At 63.6% G+C, this 16,400-nt stretch carries 19 protein-coding genes and 1 riboswitch; of the genes, 6 read left to right on the forward strand and 13 right to left on the reverse strand.

From position 1 onward, the window contains the following. Positions 1-16: 16 nt before the first annotated feature. The 5 genes from KR227_RS01800 to rpsB all read right to left on the reverse strand — a co-directional run bounded on the left by KR227_RS01800 (position 17) and on the right by rpsB (position 4,650). A complete protein-coding gene (locus tag KR227_RS01800) occupies positions 17-937 on the reverse strand; it encodes a phosphatidate cytidylyltransferase (RefSeq protein WP_370625131.1) in 921 nt (306 codons plus the stop codon). Between the two features lie 171 nt (positions 938-1,108). Continuing rightward, entirely contained in the window at positions 1,109-1,666 is a 558-nt protein-coding gene (gene frr, locus KR227_RS01805; protein WP_218363670.1) for a ribosome recycling factor, read from the reverse strand. 146 nt (positions 1,667-1,812) lie between these two features. Further along, positions 1,813-2,538 carry a UMP kinase gene (gene pyrH / locus KR227_RS01810; protein ID WP_192796087.1) on the reverse strand — a complete coding sequence of 242 codons (726 nt, stop codon included), beginning with the start codon at positions 2,536-2,538 and terminating at the stop codon, positions 1,813-1,815. 180 nt (positions 2,539-2,718) lie between these two features. After that, positions 2,719-3,552, reverse strand: a complete 834-nt coding sequence (gene tsf / locus KR227_RS01815) for a translation elongation factor Ts (protein ID WP_151528531.1) — start codon at positions 3,550-3,552, stop codon at positions 2,719-2,721. A gap of 264 nt (positions 3,553-3,816) precedes the next feature. After that, positions 3,817-4,650: a 30S ribosomal protein S2 gene (gene rpsB, locus KR227_RS01820; RefSeq protein ID WP_151528530.1), complete on the reverse strand. Its 834-nt coding sequence runs from the start codon at positions 4,648-4,650 to the stop codon at positions 3,817-3,819. Between the two features lie 392 nt (positions 4,651-5,042). Here rpsB and KR227_RS01825 point away from each other — a divergent pair, with 392 nt between their 5' ends. Beyond that, the gene (locus KR227_RS01825) at positions 5,043-5,531 is read left to right on the forward strand and encodes a M23 family metallopeptidase (protein ID WP_218363457.1); all 489 of its coding nucleotides are present in this window, start codon (positions 5,043-5,045) and stop codon (positions 5,529-5,531) included. Here KR227_RS01825 and KR227_RS01830 read toward each other — a convergent pair. From KR227_RS01830 to rplS, 8 genes are all read right to left on the reverse strand, one after another. Continuing rightward, positions 5,528-6,409, reverse strand: coding sequence for a tyrosine recombinase XerC (locus tag KR227_RS01830; RefSeq protein ID WP_218363458.1), 882 nt, complete (start codon positions 6,407-6,409; stop codon positions 5,528-5,530). The genes KR227_RS01825 and KR227_RS01830 overlap by 4 nt on opposite strands. Positions 6,410-6,601: 192 nt before the next feature. Further along, a complete protein-coding gene (gene dprA, locus KR227_RS01835; protein ID WP_218363459.1) occupies positions 6,602-7,792 on the reverse strand; it encodes a DNA-processing protein DprA in 1,191 nt (396 codons plus the stop codon). After that, positions 7,789-9,315, reverse strand: a complete 1,527-nt coding sequence (locus KR227_RS01840; protein ID WP_218363460.1) for a YifB family Mg chelatase-like AAA ATPase — start codon at positions 9,313-9,315, stop codon at positions 7,789-7,791. The genes dprA and KR227_RS01840 overlap by 4 nt, the downstream gene beginning before the upstream one ends. Beyond that, entirely contained in the window at positions 9,302-9,721 is a 420-nt protein-coding gene (locus KR227_RS01845) for a YraN family protein (RefSeq protein ID WP_218363461.1), read from the reverse strand. The genes KR227_RS01840 and KR227_RS01845 overlap by 14 nt, the downstream gene beginning before the upstream one ends. 212 nt (positions 9,722-9,933) lie before the next feature. Continuing rightward, positions 9,934-10,239 carry a DUF2469 domain-containing protein gene (locus KR227_RS01850; RefSeq protein WP_151528524.1) on the reverse strand — a complete coding sequence of 102 codons (306 nt, stop codon included), beginning with the start codon at positions 10,237-10,239 and terminating at the stop codon, positions 9,934-9,936. After that, the gene (locus KR227_RS01855) at positions 10,236-10,877 is read right to left on the reverse strand and encodes a ribonuclease HII (protein WP_218363462.1); all 642 of its coding nucleotides are present in this window, start codon (positions 10,875-10,877) and stop codon (positions 10,236-10,238) included. Before KR227_RS01855 ends, KR227_RS01850 begins: the two co-directional genes overlap by 4 nt. Positions 10,878-10,896: 19 nt before the next feature. Beyond that, positions 10,897-11,790 (reverse strand): signal peptidase I, encoded by an 894-nt coding sequence (lepB, locus tag KR227_RS01860; RefSeq protein WP_255549009.1) that lies wholly within the window; start codon positions 11,788-11,790, stop codon positions 10,897-10,899. A gap of 199 nt (positions 11,791-11,989) precedes the next feature. Then, positions 11,990-12,331, reverse strand: a complete 342-nt coding sequence (gene rplS, locus KR227_RS01865) for a 50S ribosomal protein L19 (protein WP_018019112.1) — start codon at positions 12,329-12,331, stop codon at positions 11,990-11,992. A 229-nt stretch (positions 12,332-12,560) separates the two neighbouring features. Here rplS and KR227_RS01870 point away from each other — a divergent pair, with 229 nt between their 5' ends. The 5 genes from KR227_RS01870 to KR227_RS01890 all read left to right on the forward strand — a co-directional run bounded on the left by KR227_RS01870 (position 12,561) and on the right by KR227_RS01890 (position 16,386). Next, complete coding sequence (locus KR227_RS01870; protein WP_218363463.1) at positions 12,561-13,478, forward strand: DUF1648 domain-containing protein; 918 nt, start codon at positions 12,561-12,563, stop codon at positions 13,476-13,478. A 13-nt stretch (positions 13,479-13,491) separates the two neighbouring features. Further along, positions 13,492-13,597, forward strand: a riboswitch (TPP riboswitch). Next, entirely contained in the window at positions 13,589-14,242 is a 654-nt protein-coding gene (locus KR227_RS01875; RefSeq protein WP_218363464.1) for a thiamine phosphate synthase, read from the forward strand. Its footprint overlaps the riboswitch before it by 9 nt. Continuing rightward, positions 14,235-15,368 (forward strand): glycine oxidase ThiO, encoded by a 1,134-nt coding sequence (thiO, locus tag KR227_RS01880; protein ID WP_218363465.1) that lies wholly within the window; start codon positions 14,235-14,237, stop codon positions 15,366-15,368. The genes KR227_RS01875 and thiO overlap by 8 nt, the downstream gene beginning before the upstream one ends. A 17-nt stretch (positions 15,369-15,385) precedes the next feature. Then, complete coding sequence (thiS, locus tag KR227_RS01885; protein WP_218363466.1) at positions 15,386-15,595, forward strand: sulfur carrier protein ThiS; 210 nt, start codon at positions 15,386-15,388, stop codon at positions 15,593-15,595. Positions 15,596-15,600: 5 nt separating this feature from the next. Then, positions 15,601-16,386 (forward strand): thiazole synthase, encoded by a 786-nt coding sequence (locus KR227_RS01890; RefSeq protein ID WP_218363467.1) that lies wholly within the window; start codon positions 15,601-15,603, stop codon positions 16,384-16,386. Positions 16,387-16,400: the final 14 nt, after the last annotated feature.

A 16,400-nucleotide genomic window follows, 5' to 3' on the forward strand; every position in this document is an offset into this window, starting at 1 on the left:
TGTGTGCGCTTCGGTATTAGACCACTGCGGCTTCTACCGCGACGGTGGAGAGCACCAGCCATGTCACCATGGCTGCAGGCAGCATGCCGTCGAGGCGATCCATCAGTCCCCCATGACCGGGCAGAAGCGTAGACATGTCCTTGATGCCGAGTTCGCGTTTGAATTGGGATTCGACGAGATCACCAAGCGTTGCGCAGATAACGAGCCCGAAGCCTAGGAGAATGCCGGCCCAGATCGAACCGGAGAGCAGCAGGGTGACGCAGAGGGCACCGGTGATCGTGCCGAGGACGATCGAGCCGGCGAAGCCTTCCCAGGACTTCTTGGGGCTCACCGCCGGCGCCATGGGATGCGAGCCGAAGAATACGCCGGCGGCGAAACCACCGACATCGGAGGCGACCACGCACAGCATGAAGGTGACCACGTACCACTTGGGGTCCGCCGGCCCATCGTTGAGTCTGGAGATGAGCGCGGCGAAGGTGCCGAACATGGGGATCCAGGTGAGCACGAAGATGCCCATGCTCATATCCCGGAGATAGTTCTGGGGGGCGGTGCTGCGGCCACGGTGAAAAAGCCGGCCAAACATCAGCGCGAGCACCGTGGTGACATAGGCGGCGGCCATCCCGTCAACCCCGAAGGGCCAGGACAGCCAGACCATCCCTTGGCCACCGATGATCAGCACCCAGTGCGGGACCACATAGCCGTGCTCGCGGAGGCGGTGCACCACTTCCCAGGTTCCGCCGGCGACGGCGAGCGCCACGAGTGGATACCAGCCATAAGGGATGAGGAAGATGCAGGCGAGCACGAGGGCACCGAGGCCCACTCCCACACCGATGGCGGTTTTGAGGTCACGGCCCGCCTTGTTTTTCGGCTTCGGCAGGTGCTCCCCGCTGAGACCAAGGGGATTTTTGATCAGCTCGCCCCGGTTCTTCTCTTCCACTGCCCCTCCAAAGTGTGCAGTTAACGCGCTGAGCGCCACGCACTACCCGCCGGTAGGGCCGCAACGCTCAACAGGAGGACACACCGGCGCTGCACTGGCCTCTTAGCGTGGCGGCGACTCGGCGATAAAGCGCTTCGGGGTGCCCTCAGGATTGTCCTGCGAGGTGAAGGCCTAAACCTCCATCAGCTCGCTTTCCTTGCGCTCGACGTGCTCGTCCACCTTGGCCACGTGCTTCTGGGTGATCTTATCCAGCTGCTGCTCCGCGGATTTCACTTCATCCTCGCCGGCGTCGCCATCTTTTTGAATCTTCTTCAGGTGCTGGTTGCCATCGCGGCGGATATTGCGGATGGCGATCTTGGCGTCCTCGCCCTTGGATTTAGCCAACTTCACCATGTCGCGGCGGCGCTCCTCGGTCAGCTGCGGAATGGTCACGCGCAGCACCTGGCCGTCGTTGGTGGGGTTTACGCCCAGATCGGAGTTGCGGATGGCGTTTTCAATCTCGCTCATCAGGCTCTGCTCATAGGGCTTGATCAGCAGCATGCGCGGCTCCGGAACGGAAATGGTAGCCATCTGGGTAATGGGGGTCATCGCCCCGTAATACTCGGCCATCACGCCGTTGAACATTGCGGGGTTCGCGCGACCGGTGCGGATAGTGGTGAGGTCCTCGCGGACATACTCCACAGATTGCTCCATACGGCCTTCGGCGTCGAAGAGGATCTCGTCGATCATCTCACTCATGGTGTAGTTCTCACTTCTCTATATGTGGGTGCGCGGACGTCCGCGCGGTGGGCGTTCACTAGAGCGAGCAACAGACCGACCCCGGCGCCGCGGCAGCTGAGGCGGTCTGCTACTCACAGGTTCATCGTCCCAATCTATCAGGATTGGACGAGAGTTCCGATGGACTCGCCCTTGATGGCGCGGGCGATATTGCCCTCCTGCAGCAGATTGAACACGAGAATCGGCATGTTGTTGTCCATACACAGGCTAAACGCGGTGGCATCGGCCACCTTCAGGCCACGCTCGATCACTTCGCGCGGGGTGATCTGAGTAAAGAGTTCGGCGTCGGGGTTGGTGCGGGGATCATCCGAGTACACTCCGTCCACGGCCTTGGCCATGAGCAGCACCTCGCAGTCGATCTCCAGGGCTCGTTGCGCGGCGGTGGTGTCGGTGGAGAAGTACGGCAGACCCATGCCGGCGCCGAAGATCACCACACGGCCCTTGTCCAGGTGGCGCTTGGCGCGCAGCGGCAGGTAGGGCTCGGCCACCTGCGCCATGTTGATGGAGGTTTGCACGCGGCAGTCGATGCCGGCGCGCTCCAGGAAGTCCTGCAGGGCGAGGCAGTTCATCACGGTGCCGAGCATGCCCATATAGTCCGAGCGGTTGCGGTCCAGGCCGCGCTGTTGCAGCTGGGCGCCACGGAAGAAGTTGCCGCCGCCGATGACCACGGCAACCTCCGCCCCCTCGCGGGCGACACTCGCGATCTGCTGCGCCACGTTTTCCACCACATCGGGATCGATGCCCACGGTGCCACCGCCGAACATTTCACCCCCGAGCTTCAGCATGACGCGCTTATATCCCTCACGAGTGGCACCCTCGGCCATAGTTGTCACCTTTCGTCGACGCGGTTGGTTCGTTTGCGTATTCTACCCGCCGCCCCAATAACATGCTCCACGCACTCGGCTTATCGACGCCACCCTCGCTCTTCCTGCTCTAAGGACAAGAAAAAACCTGCACCCCGTGGCTACGGGATGCAGGTCTACTCGGCGCTCAGCGCCTAGAGATTAAGAGGAGTGCTGGCCAACCTCGAGGCGAGCGAAGCCGGTGAGCTTCACGCCTGCCTCGTCCATGACCTGCTTGACGGTCTTCTTGTTGTCAGAAACAGAAGCCTGGTCCTCCAGGACGACGTCCTTGTAGAAGCCGTTCATACGACCCTCCACGATCTTGGCGATAGCCTGCTCCGGCTTGCCCTCTTCGCGGGTGATCTTCTCCTGGGTAGCACGCTCGGACTCGACGATGTCGGCGGGGACCTCGTCGCGGTTGAGGTACTGCGCCTTCATGGCGGCAACCTGCATAGCGGCGGCGTGAGCGGCCTGCTCGGCAGCCTCGCCCTCGCCGGTATAAGCCACCAACACGCCCACTGCCGGCGGCAGGTCGGCTGCACGCTGGTGCTTGTAGACGGCGATGTTCTCGCCCTCGAGGGTGACAGCGCTGGACAGCAGCAGCTTCTCACCGATCTTGGCGGAGAGCTCCTGGATAGCCTCGCCGGCGGTGGAGCCGTCCAGCGGTGCGTTGTTGAGCTCCTCAGCGGAGTTAGCCTTCACAGCGGCAGCGGCGTCAGCCACCTTGGCTGCGAATTCCTTGAACTCGGCGTTCTTGGCCACGAAGTCGGTCTCAGAGTTGACCTCGATCATCGTGGAACCGGAGACGGCAATCAGGCCCTCGGCGGCGGTGCGCTCGGCGCGCTTGCCCACGTCCTTAGCACCCTTAATGCGCAGCAGCTCGACAGCCTTGTCGAAGTCGCCATCGGTCTCAGAAAGAGCCTTCTTGCAGTCCATCATTCCGGAGCCGGTGAGCTCGCGGAGCTTCTTAACGTCAGCGGCGCTGTAGTTCGCCATACGTGACGATCCTCCTTGGTTTTGTTGGATGTTTAGTTGTCCACAACACGTGCGTTGCGGTCCCGCAGTATTCACGGGCCATCGCCCACTAACCCTAGATGAGAGCATGCCGCTCTGCAGTGAAGTGGAGTGGGCGTCGATACGCACTGCGAATGATGTGGTGTTGTTCAGGGCGAATAACACAGCCCCCACCGCACAACCAACGACAGTGAAGTTGTATCGCAGTGCGAGTGAGGGCTCTGTGTGAGTGTGAGCTCGGTGAAGTTACTTCTCTTCAGCCGATGCATCGGCAGCTGCTTCAGCAGCCTCGGATGCCTCAACCTTCGGTGCAACCTCTTCGCCGGCCTCAGCCTTGGGGGCAGCGTCCTTGTCCCCAGCGGCTTCCTTGGCTGCGGCGAGCTCGCGCTCTTCGCGTGCCTGCTTACCAGCGATCACGGCCTCGGCCACGATCTTGGTAAGAACGTTGATGGAGCGGATGGCGTCATCGTTACCCGGAACCGGGAACTGGACCTCATCGGGATCGCAGTTGGTGTCCAGGATGGCAACGACCGGAATGTTGAGCTTCTTCGCCTCAGCAACGGCGATGTGCTCCTTGTTGGTGTCTACAACCCACATGGCAGAAGGGATCTTCTTCATGTCGGCGATACCAGTGAGCACGCGCTCCAGCTTCTGACGCTCACGGGTGAGCATCAGGATCTCGCGCTTGCCGCGGCCCTTGTAGCCGTCCTCGGCCTGGTCCATGGCCTGCAGTTCCTTCATGCGGTGCAGACGCTTGGACACGGTCTGGAAGTTGGTGAGCATACCGCCCAACCAGCGGTGGTTGACGTAGGGCATGCCAACGCGCTCGGCCTCGTTCTGCACAGCCTCCTGGGCCTGCTTCTTGGTACCGACGAACAGAATGCTGCCGCCGTGAGCCACAGTCTCCTTGACGAACTCGAAAGCCTCGTCAATGTAGGTCAGGGTCTGCTGCAGGTCGATGATGTAGATGCCGTTGCGCTCGGTGAAGATGAAGCGACGCATCTTCGGGTTCCAACGACGAGTCTGGTGGCCAAAGTGCACACCAGCATCGAGAAGCTCGCGCATGGTTACAACTGCCATGGGAATGCTCCTTTTCTGGGAAAATCTAGATTCGGTTAGTGTCAATTGTGCAGGTTTTTATCCTGCACCCTAGCGGCCACTTTTCGCCTCACTGCACCCCGCACCTCGCGGTGTGGGGACCATGCAGCTGTGGCGGCACCCTTTAAAGGCAAGGGCACACGCGACCGCGCGTAGTCAGTAGGCCCGTCGGTGCATACGCAGCCGATGGACACACTGCTGGCTAAACATTAGCCCACGATGTGCGTGGGAGCAATTCCGTCTTTCTTTGTCGCAATCATGCGTGTGCACAGCTCAGCGGCGAAATCGTCACATGCGCACCACCATGCACAGATCGCGCCCATTCGAGAGGCGATAGAGGGAATCTCTCGGGCGAATCCCCCACCCTCGTGAGCATGACTCGTTTTCTTGTTGTTCTGGCCGTGATCGCGCTGCAGGTTGTCACCGCACCGGTGGCCGTGGCCTATGTGGACCCCACTACGGGCCTAGCCCACGCCTCGCGCGTGACTCGGCCCTTTGCGAAGCCCGCCCAGAATTGGCTCCCGGGTCACCGCGGGGTAGATCTAGCTGCCGATATCGGCGCGGCAGTCCGGGCCGCCGATGAGGGCGTGGTGGCTTTCGCCGGGGTGGTGGCCCGCACCCCTACCGTCTCGATCGATCATCCAGATGGAGTGCGCACCACCTATCAGCCCGTGCACTACACGGTACGGCGCGGGGATCGGGTGCGCGCTGGGGAGATTATCGGCAGACTCGCCGCCCCCACCACCCACTATCCGGGACTGCAGTGGGGTGCACGCCGCGATGGCGAGTACATCAATCCTTTAAGCCTTCTCTCCCGGCCTACGATCCGGCTCAAGCCCATTCGCGGGACGACCCAGCCTTAGTCCGCCCGGGGATGGGCGTGGCGGAAGGCCTCGTGCAATCGCGGCGTGGAGACGTGGGTATAGATCTGCGTGGTCTGCAGGGAGGCGTGCCCCAGTAGTTCCTGTACTTCTCTTAAGTCCGCTCCCCCATCGAGCATGTGGGTGGCGGCGCTGTGCCTAAGCTCGTGCGGACTGAGCGGCGCCAGACCGGCCTCCAGGGTGAGCGCTTCGACGACGCGCCGCACTTGGCGCTGATCGATGCGCTTGCCACGCACGCCCACAAAGAGTGCCGTCTCCTTAGACTGGGCGAGCTGCGGGCGACCCCGCTCCAGCCACTCGCGGAGCGCGCGGCGCGCGGGCGCCCCAAAAGGCACCACCCGCTGCTTATTGCCCTTACCCGTCACCGTGGCCTTCCCCGCCGGGATATCCAGATTCTCTCTATCGAGTGCGCACAGCTCGGCCACGCGCATACCGGAGGCATAGAGCAGCTCCAGCAGCGCCCTATCGCGCAGCTGCACCGGGGTGTCGGTGGGCAAGTCGCTCAATAGCTCCTCGGCTTGGGCAACACTGGCGACCGTGGGTAAATGACGCCCCGGTTTCGGGGTGTGGAGCTTATGACCCACATCCGTCGAGATATAGCCAGCCTTGTAGGCCCAGGTAGAAAAGGAGCGCAGTGCGGCGGTGCGGCGGGCCATGCTTGCCCGCGAGAGTCCTTGCTCGAGCGCCTCGGCGAGCCATAGCCGCATGGTGCTGAGACTAAAGTCTGACCACGTGCGTAGTCGAGAAAGATAGCCCACAAGATCGGAGCGATAGCCACGGACGGTGGCGGGAGATCGATCACCGACATAGGAAAGGTGATCGCAGTAGTCGTCAAGAGCGACAGTGAATGCTGGAGTCATAGTATGAGAACACGCCAGCGGAGACGTCGCGACAGGAGTATTCGACGTCTCCGCTGAGCGCTGATGTTCACCCATAGTGCACAGCTTAGCTATTAGCGGGAGTCAGCCCGAACCCGCTAACTTCTAACTTAGGCTGCCCTTGTATCGTAAGTTAAGGCATACCTAATGCGCAACCCCTTGGCTAAAACTTTTTTATTTTATTTTTCCGGAAATCCTCTTTGCCCAGTTCACGCCGTCTCTATGGGCGAGTCCGCGGCGCTGCAACTCCACTAAAAGATGCACTGTCAGCGCCACACTGAGCCCAGCACTCTCCGCCACCTGGGCTGCCGTGCGGCTCTGATCGCTACGGCAAGGAAGGCTGTCATAGACCTTGAGTTCATTGCGGCTAAGTTGCTGGATCGGGTCGCTGGGAAAGTCCAGTTCGCACTGCCCATCCACATCGACCTCCCCGATCCTGCCCACCAGCCCCATGATGTCGGCCGCACTGACAACCAATTGCGCATCGCCGCGCTTGATCTTGTCATGGCAGCCAAGGGAGCCGGCCCCGGTGATGGGGCCGGGCACCGCCATGGCTACTGCCCCGAGCCCCTGTGCCCAAGCGAGTGTATTCAGCGCGCCGGAGCGCCAGCCGGCTTCGACCACCACAGTGCCCGCGCTCAGCGCTGCCACCAGCCGATTGCGGGTGAGGAAGCGATGCCGCGCCGGCGGGGTCAGCGGCGGGTATTCACTCACCCAGCAGCCACCGGAGTGCACGATGCGCTCGAGCAGAGCCTTATTTTTCGCCGGATAGCAGCGTCCCGCCCCGTGGGCGCCGACGGCGACGGTGCATCCCCCAGCGTCGAGGGCCGCGGTATGAGCGGCGGTGTCTACCCCCAGCGCGGCGCCGGAAATGATGGTCCAGTGTTGCTCGGCTAACTGGCGGCTGATCTCTTCACTCGCGCGCTGCCCATAGGAGCTCATGGCGCGGGTACCGACGATCGCCACCGAGCGTGCCACCGCCGCAGAGAGATCGCCGCCGCGCACCCATAGGCCATGGGGTGCGACAGCATCGGCCGCATAGCTTCGCAGATGCTCCGAGGTGCCGGAGGCGGCGAAGCCGAAGGCGCGATCGAGTTGTTCCCGGGGCCACTCCGGATCATCGGGGCAGATAAAGCGGGTCTGCAGCTGCTCAGCCTGCCGCAGTAGTGCGTGTTCTTCACAAAAGTGTGCGCGCCGCTCGGTGCTGCGGGAAAGCTCACCCACCCACTGCTCCCCGTGGCGAATGCCGGCCGCTATTTTTTCTGGGCTGTGCCCTGCTGTGAGCAGCGCGTGCAGGGGCCGAGAGGGGCCTTCGAGAACGTAGTTGAGATACACCCAGGCGTGGAGGCGTTCGGAGTTTGTCATCGCTGCAGTTTTCCTTCCTCGGTGCGCAGTTCTAGGGCGCGGGCCATGTGGTCGAGGGTGGGCCGCGCGGCGGCTCCGTGTCTGGCCTCGTCGAGGTCTCGGAGCGTCCACGCCAGCCGCAGGGCCTTATCCACCCCGCGTTGGGAGATCTCCCCCGCACTCAAAAAGGCCCCCACATAGGCCATGGCTTCTTCATCCGCGGCATAGTGTCGTCGCAGCAGCGGCGCGGGAATCACAGCATTTGTGCACCCGTGCGGGTTCACCGGGGCCCAGCGCCGGGCCGCGATCTCCCGCGCGGCGGCGACGCGCTGGCGCACGATATCGGAACTTTCGGAATTGTTATCGCTGAGCACCCCGCCCACCCGGTGGGTGCGGGCGATCACGTCGATGCGATCGCGGATGGGGCCGGAAATATTGTTCAGATACCGGGCGCGGGCGGCACCGCTGCAGGTACACGCGGAATCGCTATCCGCCCCGCAGGCGCAGGGGTTAGCGGCAAGGACGAGCTGGAACCTGGCGGGCAGGGTGACGACCTTGTCGCTGCGGTTGAGCACCACGGCGCCATTTTCCAGCGGCAGGCGGAGGCTATCCAGCACGGATGGGGCGATCGCATTGGCCTCATCGAGAAAGAGCACGCCGTTATGGCTTAAGGAGATGGCACCAAGTTTGACCTTGCCGGAGCCACCGCCGATCAATCCCGCGCTACTGATGCTGTGGTGCGGGGCGATCAGCGGCGGCTGGGTGATGATGTCCTCGCAGCCGTGGGTGGAGACAGAGTGCGCGGCCGTGGTCTCAATCTGTTGGTGCCGGCTCAAGGGCGGCAGGATCGAGGGCAGCGCTGCGGCAAGCATGGATTTGCCGGAGCCGGCCGGCCCCACGAGAAAAAGGTGGTGTCCCCCAGCGGCGGCCACCTCCACGGCGTGTTTCGCTTCCTTTTGGCCGGCGATATCCGCAAGATCGACCGCGGAGCGGCTCGGCTGTGCGGTGTGCTCGGTGGGGCTTATCCGCTCGAGCCCGCCGCTACCAGTGATCCAGTCATAGACCTCGCGGAGGGTATCGGCCACTAGCACCGTGGGGGTATCGATGAGTTCGGCCTCCCGTGCGTGGGCGCGGGGAATCACCACCGTTTTCACTCCTACCTCGGCGGCTGCGCGCAGCATGGGAAGGATGCCGCGGCAGGGTTTGAGCTGGCCATCGAGGCCGAGCTCGCCGAGGAACATGGTGTGTTCCAGTGGCGTGGCAGTGCGCGCTCCCAGTATCGCCATGGCGAGGGCGAGATCGCATTGGGCGCCGGACTTGCGCACATTCGCCGGTGAGAGATTCACGATAATCCGTGTCTTGGGCCATGGCAGATCGCTATTTTTCACGGCGGTGCGGATGCGGTCGCGGGCCTCGTTAATGGCCGCATCGCCTAGACCGACTATGTCTGTGCGCGGCAGGCCGGGGCCAATGTGGGCTTCCACCGTCACGCTAAAAGCCGTGACGCCATCGAGGGCGGCGGAGATCGTCTTAGCGAGCGCCATGGTCCACCCCGCTGAACAATTCCACGCCCGCGGGGCTGATGAGCACGACATCGAAGCGGATCGGGGTATAGGGTTTGCGCTCAAGCCAGCGCAGCGCCGCGCGCTGCATGCGGTGTAGTTTGCGGGCGGTTACGGCCTCCGCCCCACCGTAGTGAGTACTGGTGCGGGTTTTGACCTCCACAAACACGATGGTGCCGTCGAGATCTTCCACGATCAGATCGATCTCGCCGCATCGGTAGCGCACGTTACGGGCCACCACGCGGGCACCGGTGGATTCATAGAGACGTGCGGCGTGCTCTTCTCCGGTGCGGCCGATCCGCGCGTTGTGTGTGGAGGAGGCCGGGGCGGGCCGCGGCGGGCGCTGGTGTGGGTGTAAGGAGCCGTCGCTGGACGTAGCTAGTGTCATCGAATTCTGCCTTCAGGTGTAGATATCAGGGGCACAGGTCAAGGCATCGCCTCGTTGTTGCGAGGATGCGCCCCTAGTCTGATTCCCGATCGAGCACCTGGCAGAAAAAGAAGAAAGATAAGAAAAAATCTGTGGATAGCGGGGTTCGCTATCCACAGAGGGCAGTACTACTCGCGGCCGCCGAGGCTATGAGCACGGCGGCGGCTCAGCTGTTAATCGATCATCATCATCTCTGGCTTATCCAGCTCTTCGATATTGACGTCCTTGAAGGTGATAACGCGCACGAAGCGCACGAAACGAGCGGAGCGGTACATATCCCACACCCACGCATCGGACATGCGCACCTCGTAGTAGACCTCGGCGCCCTCGGTGTGCGGGATCAGCTCCACGGCATTGGCGAGGTAGAAGCGGCGTTCGGTTTCCACTACATAGGAGAACTGGCTCACCACATCGCGGTATTCGCGGTAGAGGCTCAGCTCTACTTCTGCTTCGTAGTTTTCCAGCTCTTCGGCGCTCATCGCGTTTCCTTCCACGTGCTACAAGCTTCCTGAATGTTTCTGTAACTATAGCGATGAACTGGGCTGGGTCCTTTGAGGCGCACCGCATCCATGTGGAGTTTCGTGCCATAGCCCTTATGCCCGGCCAGTCCATAGCCGGGATAGCGCTCATCGAGCTCGAGCATGAGGGTGTCTCGTTCATGCTTGGCCAATACGCTGGCCGCCGCGATGCAGCGCGCCGCGGCGTCGCCGCTGATCACGCGCAAGCTGGGCCGGGCGAGCCCGGGCACGCGGTAGCCGTCGATAAGCACAAATCCAGGGGCGATATCGAGGGCGTAGATGGCGCGCCGCATCCCGGAAATATTGGCATGCTGCAGGCCGCGGGCATCGATATCGGCGGCGGAAATGTGGATCACTGACCACGCCAGGGCGTGCTGTTTAATCAGCGGCGCTAGCTGGGCGCGGGCGGCCGGGGTGAGTTTCTTGGAATCGGTGACCTCCGCTAAGGGGCGCAGGGGCCGATCGGGGAGCACGCACGCAGCGATGGTGATCGGGCCGGCGCAGGCTCCCCTCCCCGCTTCGTCAACGCCTGCGACTGGACCAAGGCCGGCTGCGGTGAGCTCTGCCTCGTAGGTGCGCAGGTATTTCTTTTTCCGCACGCTGCTGTGGGGCGGTGGGCTAGTCGACGCCGCCGATGCGGGACAGTGGCAGGATGATGAAGCGCACCTTGCCGATGATGTTCTCCTCGGGCACCGTGCCCTGGTGCTGATCGCCGAGGTGATAGCGGGAGTCGGCCGAGTTGGTGCGGTTATCGCCCATCATGAAGTAGTGCCCCTCCGGTACTTCGACGGGGCCGAAGTAGGCGCCACCGCAGGCATCGGAGCCATTGGCGCTATCCACCGGATAGGTCGGGGGATCAAGCACATAGGGATCATCCACCTTCGTGCCGTCGACCATCACGCCGGGATCGCCTTCTTGGCAGGACACGGTCTGTCCACCGGTGGCAACGATGCGCTTGACCATGTCATTCTCATCTGGGGCGACCACGCCCACAAACGCACCGATATTCTGCAGGCCGCGGATGAGGGTATTCGACGAGCGGGAGGACACGAAGTTCTGGTTCCAGGACTCCGGGCCCTTAAACACCACCACATCGCCCTGTTCGGGCTTGGTGAAGTCATAGGTGAGCTTGTCCACCACGATGCGGTCCCCCGTGCACTCGGGGCAGCCGTGCAGGGTGGGCTCCATCGACGCCGAGGGAATGAGATACACCCGGCCCACGAAGGTCTGGAGCACGAAGACGATCACCAGGGTCACGGCGATGACGAGAGGAATCTCGATGTACCACGGCTTGCCGCCATCGTCTTCCTCATCCTCCGCGTCCTCCGCGGCAGCCGTGTCCGCCGCGGTGGTGTCCTCGGCGGCTGTGGCTGCTGCGGTGTCCTCGCCGTGTTGGGGCTGAGGCTGATCCGAGTGAGCGGAACTGCCGGCTGCGGCATCCTTCGACGCAGCCGGAGGCGTCGGCGAGTCGGAAGGGGTCGCGTCTAGCTCGTGATCGGGGCGCTCAGTCATAGGGATAAATACTAGCAGCCGGACGCGACAGCCCTAGCCACCACAATCCGGCGCTGCGCAGAGCCAAAAAATGCAGTCCGCACCCGCCCCATGGCCTGCTCCGCGCTGCCTTCTGCTGCGGGCACTGGGATAAAAACAGACCGGCCGCCGCCCACCACGAAGGGGGACGACGGCCGGTGTCAGAGGCGACGCGCTAGTACTAGCGGCGCTCCTTGATCTTGGCAGCCTTACCGCGCAGGTTGCGCAGGTAGTAGAGCTTCGCACGGCGGACCTTACCGCGGGTGATCACGTCGATGTGATCAATGTTCGGGGAGTGCACCGGGAAGGTACGCTCCACACCGATGCCGAAGGACACCTTGCGGACGGTGAAGGTCTCGCGGATGCCACCGCCCTGGCGACGGATCACAACGCCACGGAAGACCTGGACGCGCTGGTTGCCGCCCTCGATGATCTTCACGTGCACGTCCACGGTGTCACCGGGACGGAAAGTCGGGATATCGTCGCGCAGCGATGCTGCATCTACCTTGTCGAGAATGTTCATGAAACAATCCTTTGAATCTTGTGCTGAATAGAGGAACCTAGCGGCTTTTCCCCACGTGCCGGGGCGCTCGGCTGGTTCGTATCCGAGACAGTGACAGAAGCTGCCATCAATGAGGCAGACAACTTTCGAGATTATGCCATGCTCAGCCAGCAATAACAAATGATCGACACAGCGTATTCTCCATGCGTGGCGCGCCCGCCAGCCCCCTTTGCTCCTATACTTCTATGGCATGAGGTCCCAGCTGCCCCGTAGACCGTTCCTGATCGCCTATCTGCTGCTGCCGCTGGCAATTATGCTGCCGGGGCTGGCGTGGGTTCTGCTCGCGCTGCTGCCCGAGCTTCCCGCGACCATCGCCACACACTGGGGCCTGACCGGCCCGCCCAATAACTTTGGTTCTCCACTGTCGCTGATTCTTATTCTGGCGGGGCTCTTCGGCCCCCTCGCCCTGCTCTTGGGCGGACTAGCGGTCCGGCGACGGGTATGCGGCCTCGGCGGGGCGGCGGTGCTGTCCTCTGGTTTTATGCTGGCGCTGCTCCTCGATGTCCTGCTGCCCCAACGCGGTCTCGATGAGACAGAGCTCGCGACGGTGCACACGGCGTGGCTGCCGGGTGTGATCACGATGCTGCTCTCGGTGTTTCTCGCAGCACTACTCCACGGCTGGGTGCGCCGCCAGACAATCGCGGCGCTGCACGTCGAGTCTGCGCCCCGTGTCTGGGAAGACCCCACCCGCCGCATCCCCTGGGGAACACTCCTCCTCTTGCTGCCGTCCCTGCTGCTGGTGCTCATCTCCCCCGCCACCATGATCTTCGTCCTCGGGATCATCATCACCACCGCGTATCTCGGCAGCCGCACGCGCATCGAGCTTGACGACGCCGCCCTGATCCTCCGCTCCCCCGAACTCATGGTGTTTCCCTACTCGGAGATACAGCAGGTCGAGACTATCGACCACGTCGGCTTCTGGGATTGTGGCGGCTATGGAATCAACCAGAATGGCTCCGACCTCTACGTTATCCTCGGCCCCGGCAATGCGGTGCGCGTGCAGCTGCAGCAGCAGCGCGCGACCATCGTGGTACCCGAGGGGCAGGCCGCAGAGATCGCCGCAGAGATCAACGCTCGGCTGAGCGAAACGAGCAACGCGAGCGACTAGAGCGCGTACACTAATCCCCATGCGCGGGTGCCTCGTCGCCGCAGTGGCGAGAGGCTGAGAACACACCGCTAGAACCTGCTGTGGTTAGCACCGACGAAGGAAGCATGCCTATGGGCGACACCGTTGATTATCGCTGTTATCTGGTCACCGCCGCCGACGATCCCGTGCGGGTCGTGGACACGGCGGTGCGCTGCGCTCGCGCCGGCGCGGGCGTCGTGCAAGTGCGCTCGAAGCCTATTTCTGCCCGCGATCTCTTTCATCTTTCCTGCGCCGTGGCCCACGCTGTGCACGAGGTGGCACCGACAACGCGCACGCTCGTCGATGACCGCGTTGATGTGGCCCTGGCGGCCCGTGCCGCGGGCGCGCCGATCGCGGGAGTGCACCTCGGCCAAGCCGATATCCCCGTCCGCGCCGCCCGCGCCCTGCTTGGCCCCGACGCCATCATCGGGCTGACCACCGGCACCCGCGAGCTCGTCGCCGCCGCGAATGAGGTGGCCGAGGTGATTGATTACATCGGCTGCGGGCCTTTTCGGCCCAGCCCCACCAAGGATTCCGGTCGCGCCCCCATTGGTCTAGCGGGCTATCCGGAGCTGGTAGAGCTCTCCACCCTGCCCGTGGTGGCCATCGGCGATGTCCAGCCCAGCGATGCCGCCGATCTTGGCGCCACCGGGGTGGCCGGCGTCGCGCTGGTGCGCGCCCTGCACCATGCTCCCGATCCCGGCGCGGCCGTGCAGCAGGTGCTGCAGGGGTTGAGCCATGTCTAAGGTGACGATCATTGGCGCCGGCATTGTGGGCCTGAGCACCGCTTTTAGTCTTGCGCGCCGCGGCCATCAGGTGCGGCTTTTCGATCCCTCCCCCGCCTCGGGGGCCACCCATTATGCGGGCGGGATGCTGGCCCCGGTGGCGGAGGTGCAGTACCGCCAAGAGGCTCTCTTTCCGCTCATGAAGGATGCGGCCCGGTATTGGCCGGAGCTCGTGGCGGAGCTTTCCGCGCACACCGAGCTACCGCTGGGATTCGATGATGCCGGCACCCTAGTGGTGGCCGCCGATCACGCCGATGGCCAGCATGTGGAAGAGCTCGCGCTCTATCAACACGCCTTCGAGATGCGCGCCACCCGCATCACTACCCGCCAGGCCCGCAGCGAGGAGCCGGCGCTGAGTCCGCGCCTGACGGGCGCGGTGAGCATCCCTGGGGATTTTCAGATCTATCCTCGCGTCTGCGCCCGCGCCCTGCTTGATGCCTGTCGCACGCTCGGGGTGGAGCTTCATTCCGAGGCGGTGACGCATCTCGATGCCGCGGAGCGCGTGCAGGCTTTGCACACCAGCGCCGCCACCTATGCGGTAGAGGAAAACGAGCAGGTGATTCTTGCCGCCGGGCTGGGCGTGGGGGAAATCACCGGCTGGGACAATCCGGTGCAGCTGCGCCCGGTCTACGGCGATATTCTGCGGGTGCGTGTGCCTGCTCACCTGCAGCCGTTGTGCACCAAGGTGATACGCGGCTTCGTGGAGGATCGCCCCGTCTACATCATTCCGCGCGCCGTGGATCAGACCATCGCTATTGGCGCGAGCACCCGCGAGGATCATCTGCAAGAGCCCAAGGTGGGGGCGGTCTATGATTTGCTTCGCGACGCCATCCGCATCATGCCCGGACTGGAGGAATGCGAGCTTATCGAGGCAGCCACCGGCGCCCGGCCCGGCTCGCCGGATGATCTGCCCTATCTGGGCCGCGCCCGCATGGGAAATCTCATCGTCTCTACCGGCTATTTCCGGCACGGTATTTTGCTCAGCTCCTGGGCGGCGCGCCGCACGGTCGAGCTCGTGGAAGGCGGCGAGCCACAGGATCTCGAGCACTGCAATCCTTATCGGCACGAACGACCCAGCACGTTGTGAGGAGTACATCCACCCCTATGTTCACCCTGACCATCAATGATTCGCCCCAGCGCTTCTCCTCCCCGATCACCGTGGCCGAGGTAGTGCGGCAGCACACCGGCTCCGCAGAGACCGCGGGCATCGCCGTGGCCGTGGACGCCACCGTGGTGCCGGCCGCGGAGTGGGCCGAGCATACGCTCTCCGCCGATCACACCATTGATATCCTCACCGCCGCCCAAGGAGGCTAGTTTTTATGCTGCGTATTGGCCCACACGAGTTTTCCTCCCACCTGATCATGGGCACCGGCGGGGCCACCTCCCAGGACATACTGGAGCAGGCGCTTCTCGCCTCCGGCACGCAGGTGACCACGGTGGCTATGCGACGCCACGCTGGGCGCACCAACACCAGTGGGGAGTCCATTTTCGAGCTGCTTTCCCGACTGGGGATCGCCACCTTGCCCAATACGGCCGGGTGTCGCACCGCCCGTGATGCCGTGCTCACCGCACGCCTCGCCCGGGAGGCCCTGGGCACGGATCTGATCAAGGTGGAGGTGATCGCCGATGAGCACACCCTGCTGCCCGATGTGGTGGAAACCCTCGATGCCTGTGAGCAGTTGGTGCTCGATGACTTCACGGTGATGGCCTATACCTCGGACGATCCGGTGGTGGCCCAACGCTTAGAGGATGTGGGGGTGCATGCCGTGATGCCGCTGGGCTCCCCGATCGGCACGGGACTGGGCATTGTCAATGAGCACAATCTCGAGCTGATCTGCTCCCGCGCCCAGGTGCCGGTGCTGCTCGATGCGGGGGTGGGCACGGCCTCGGATGCCGCCCGCGCCATGGAACTGGGCTGCGCGGGGGTGCTCTTGGCCTCGGCGGTCAACCGCGCCCAGGATCCGGTGGCCATGGCCACCGCGATGAAACTCGCCGTGCAGGCGGGCGCCCATGCCCGCGCCGCGGGACGGATCCCGCAGCGCCGCCACGCCCAGGCCTCCTCCTCGTTTGAGGGCCTGGCCAGCTGGGCGGACACCGTCCTCTAGGGCTGCGTGCGGCC

The organism is Corynebacterium sp. TAE3-ERU30, assembly GCF_019209925.1.
GTDB lineage: Bacteria > Actinomycetota > Actinomycetes > Mycobacteriales > Mycobacteriaceae > Corynebacterium > Corynebacterium megadyptis.

What these genes read in the sequence shown, in the direction of transcription:
- frr (WP_218363670.1), bottom strand. Translation starts at nt 1,666, where the DNA reads ATGATCGACGAGATCCTCTTCGACGCCGAAGGCCGTATGGAGCAATCT.
- pyrH (WP_192796087.1), bottom strand. Translation starts at nt 2,538, where the DNA reads ATGGCCGAGGGTGCCACTCGTGAGGGATATAAGCGCGTCATGCTGAAG.
- tsf (WP_151528531.1), bottom strand. Translation starts at nt 3,552, where the DNA reads ATGGCGAACTACAGCGCCGCTGACGTTAAGAAGCTCCGCGAGCTCACC.
- rpsB (WP_151528530.1), bottom strand. Translation starts at nt 4,650, where the DNA reads ATGGCAGTTGTAACCATGCGCGAGCTTCTCGATGCTGGTGTGCACTTT.
- KR227_RS01825 (WP_218363457.1), top strand. Translation starts at nt 5,043, where the DNA reads ATGACTCGTTTTCTTGTTGTTCTGGCCGTGATCGCGCTGCAGGTTGTC.
- KR227_RS01830 (WP_218363458.1), bottom strand. Translation starts at nt 6,409, where the DNA reads ATGACTCCAGCATTCACTGTCGCTCTTGACGACTACTGCGATCACCTT.
- dprA (WP_218363459.1), bottom strand. Translation starts at nt 7,792, where the DNA reads ATGACAAACTCCGAACGCCTCCACGCCTGGGTGTATCTCAACTACGTT.
- KR227_RS01840 (WP_218363460.1), bottom strand. Translation starts at nt 9,315, where the DNA reads ATGGCGCTCGCTAAGACGATCTCCGCCGCCCTCGATGGCGTCACGGCT.
- KR227_RS01845 (WP_218363461.1), bottom strand. Translation starts at nt 9,721, where the DNA reads ATGACACTAGCTACGTCCAGCGACGGCTCCTTACACCCACACCAGCGC.
- KR227_RS01850 (WP_151528524.1), bottom strand. Translation starts at nt 10,239, where the DNA reads ATGAGCGCCGAAGAGCTGGAAAACTACGAAGCAGAAGTAGAGCTGAGC.
- lepB (WP_255549009.1), bottom strand. Translation starts at nt 11,790, where the DNA reads ATGACTGAGCGCCCCGATCACGAGCTAGACGCGACCCCTTCCGACTCG.
- rplS (WP_018019112.1), bottom strand. Translation starts at nt 12,331, where the DNA reads ATGAACATTCTCGACAAGGTAGATGCAGCATCGCTGCGCGACGATATC.
- KR227_RS01870 (WP_218363463.1), top strand. Translation starts at nt 12,561, where the DNA reads ATGAGGTCCCAGCTGCCCCGTAGACCGTTCCTGATCGCCTATCTGCTG.
- KR227_RS01875 (WP_218363464.1), top strand. Translation starts at nt 13,589, where the DNA reads ATGGGCGACACCGTTGATTATCGCTGTTATCTGGTCACCGCCGCCGAC.
- thiO (WP_218363465.1), top strand. Translation starts at nt 14,235, where the DNA reads ATGTCTAAGGTGACGATCATTGGCGCCGGCATTGTGGGCCTGAGCACC.
- thiS (WP_218363466.1), top strand. Translation starts at nt 15,386, where the DNA reads ATGTTCACCCTGACCATCAATGATTCGCCCCAGCGCTTCTCCTCCCCG.
- KR227_RS01890 (WP_218363467.1), top strand. Translation starts at nt 15,601, where the DNA reads ATGCTGCGTATTGGCCCACACGAGTTTTCCTCCCACCTGATCATGGGC.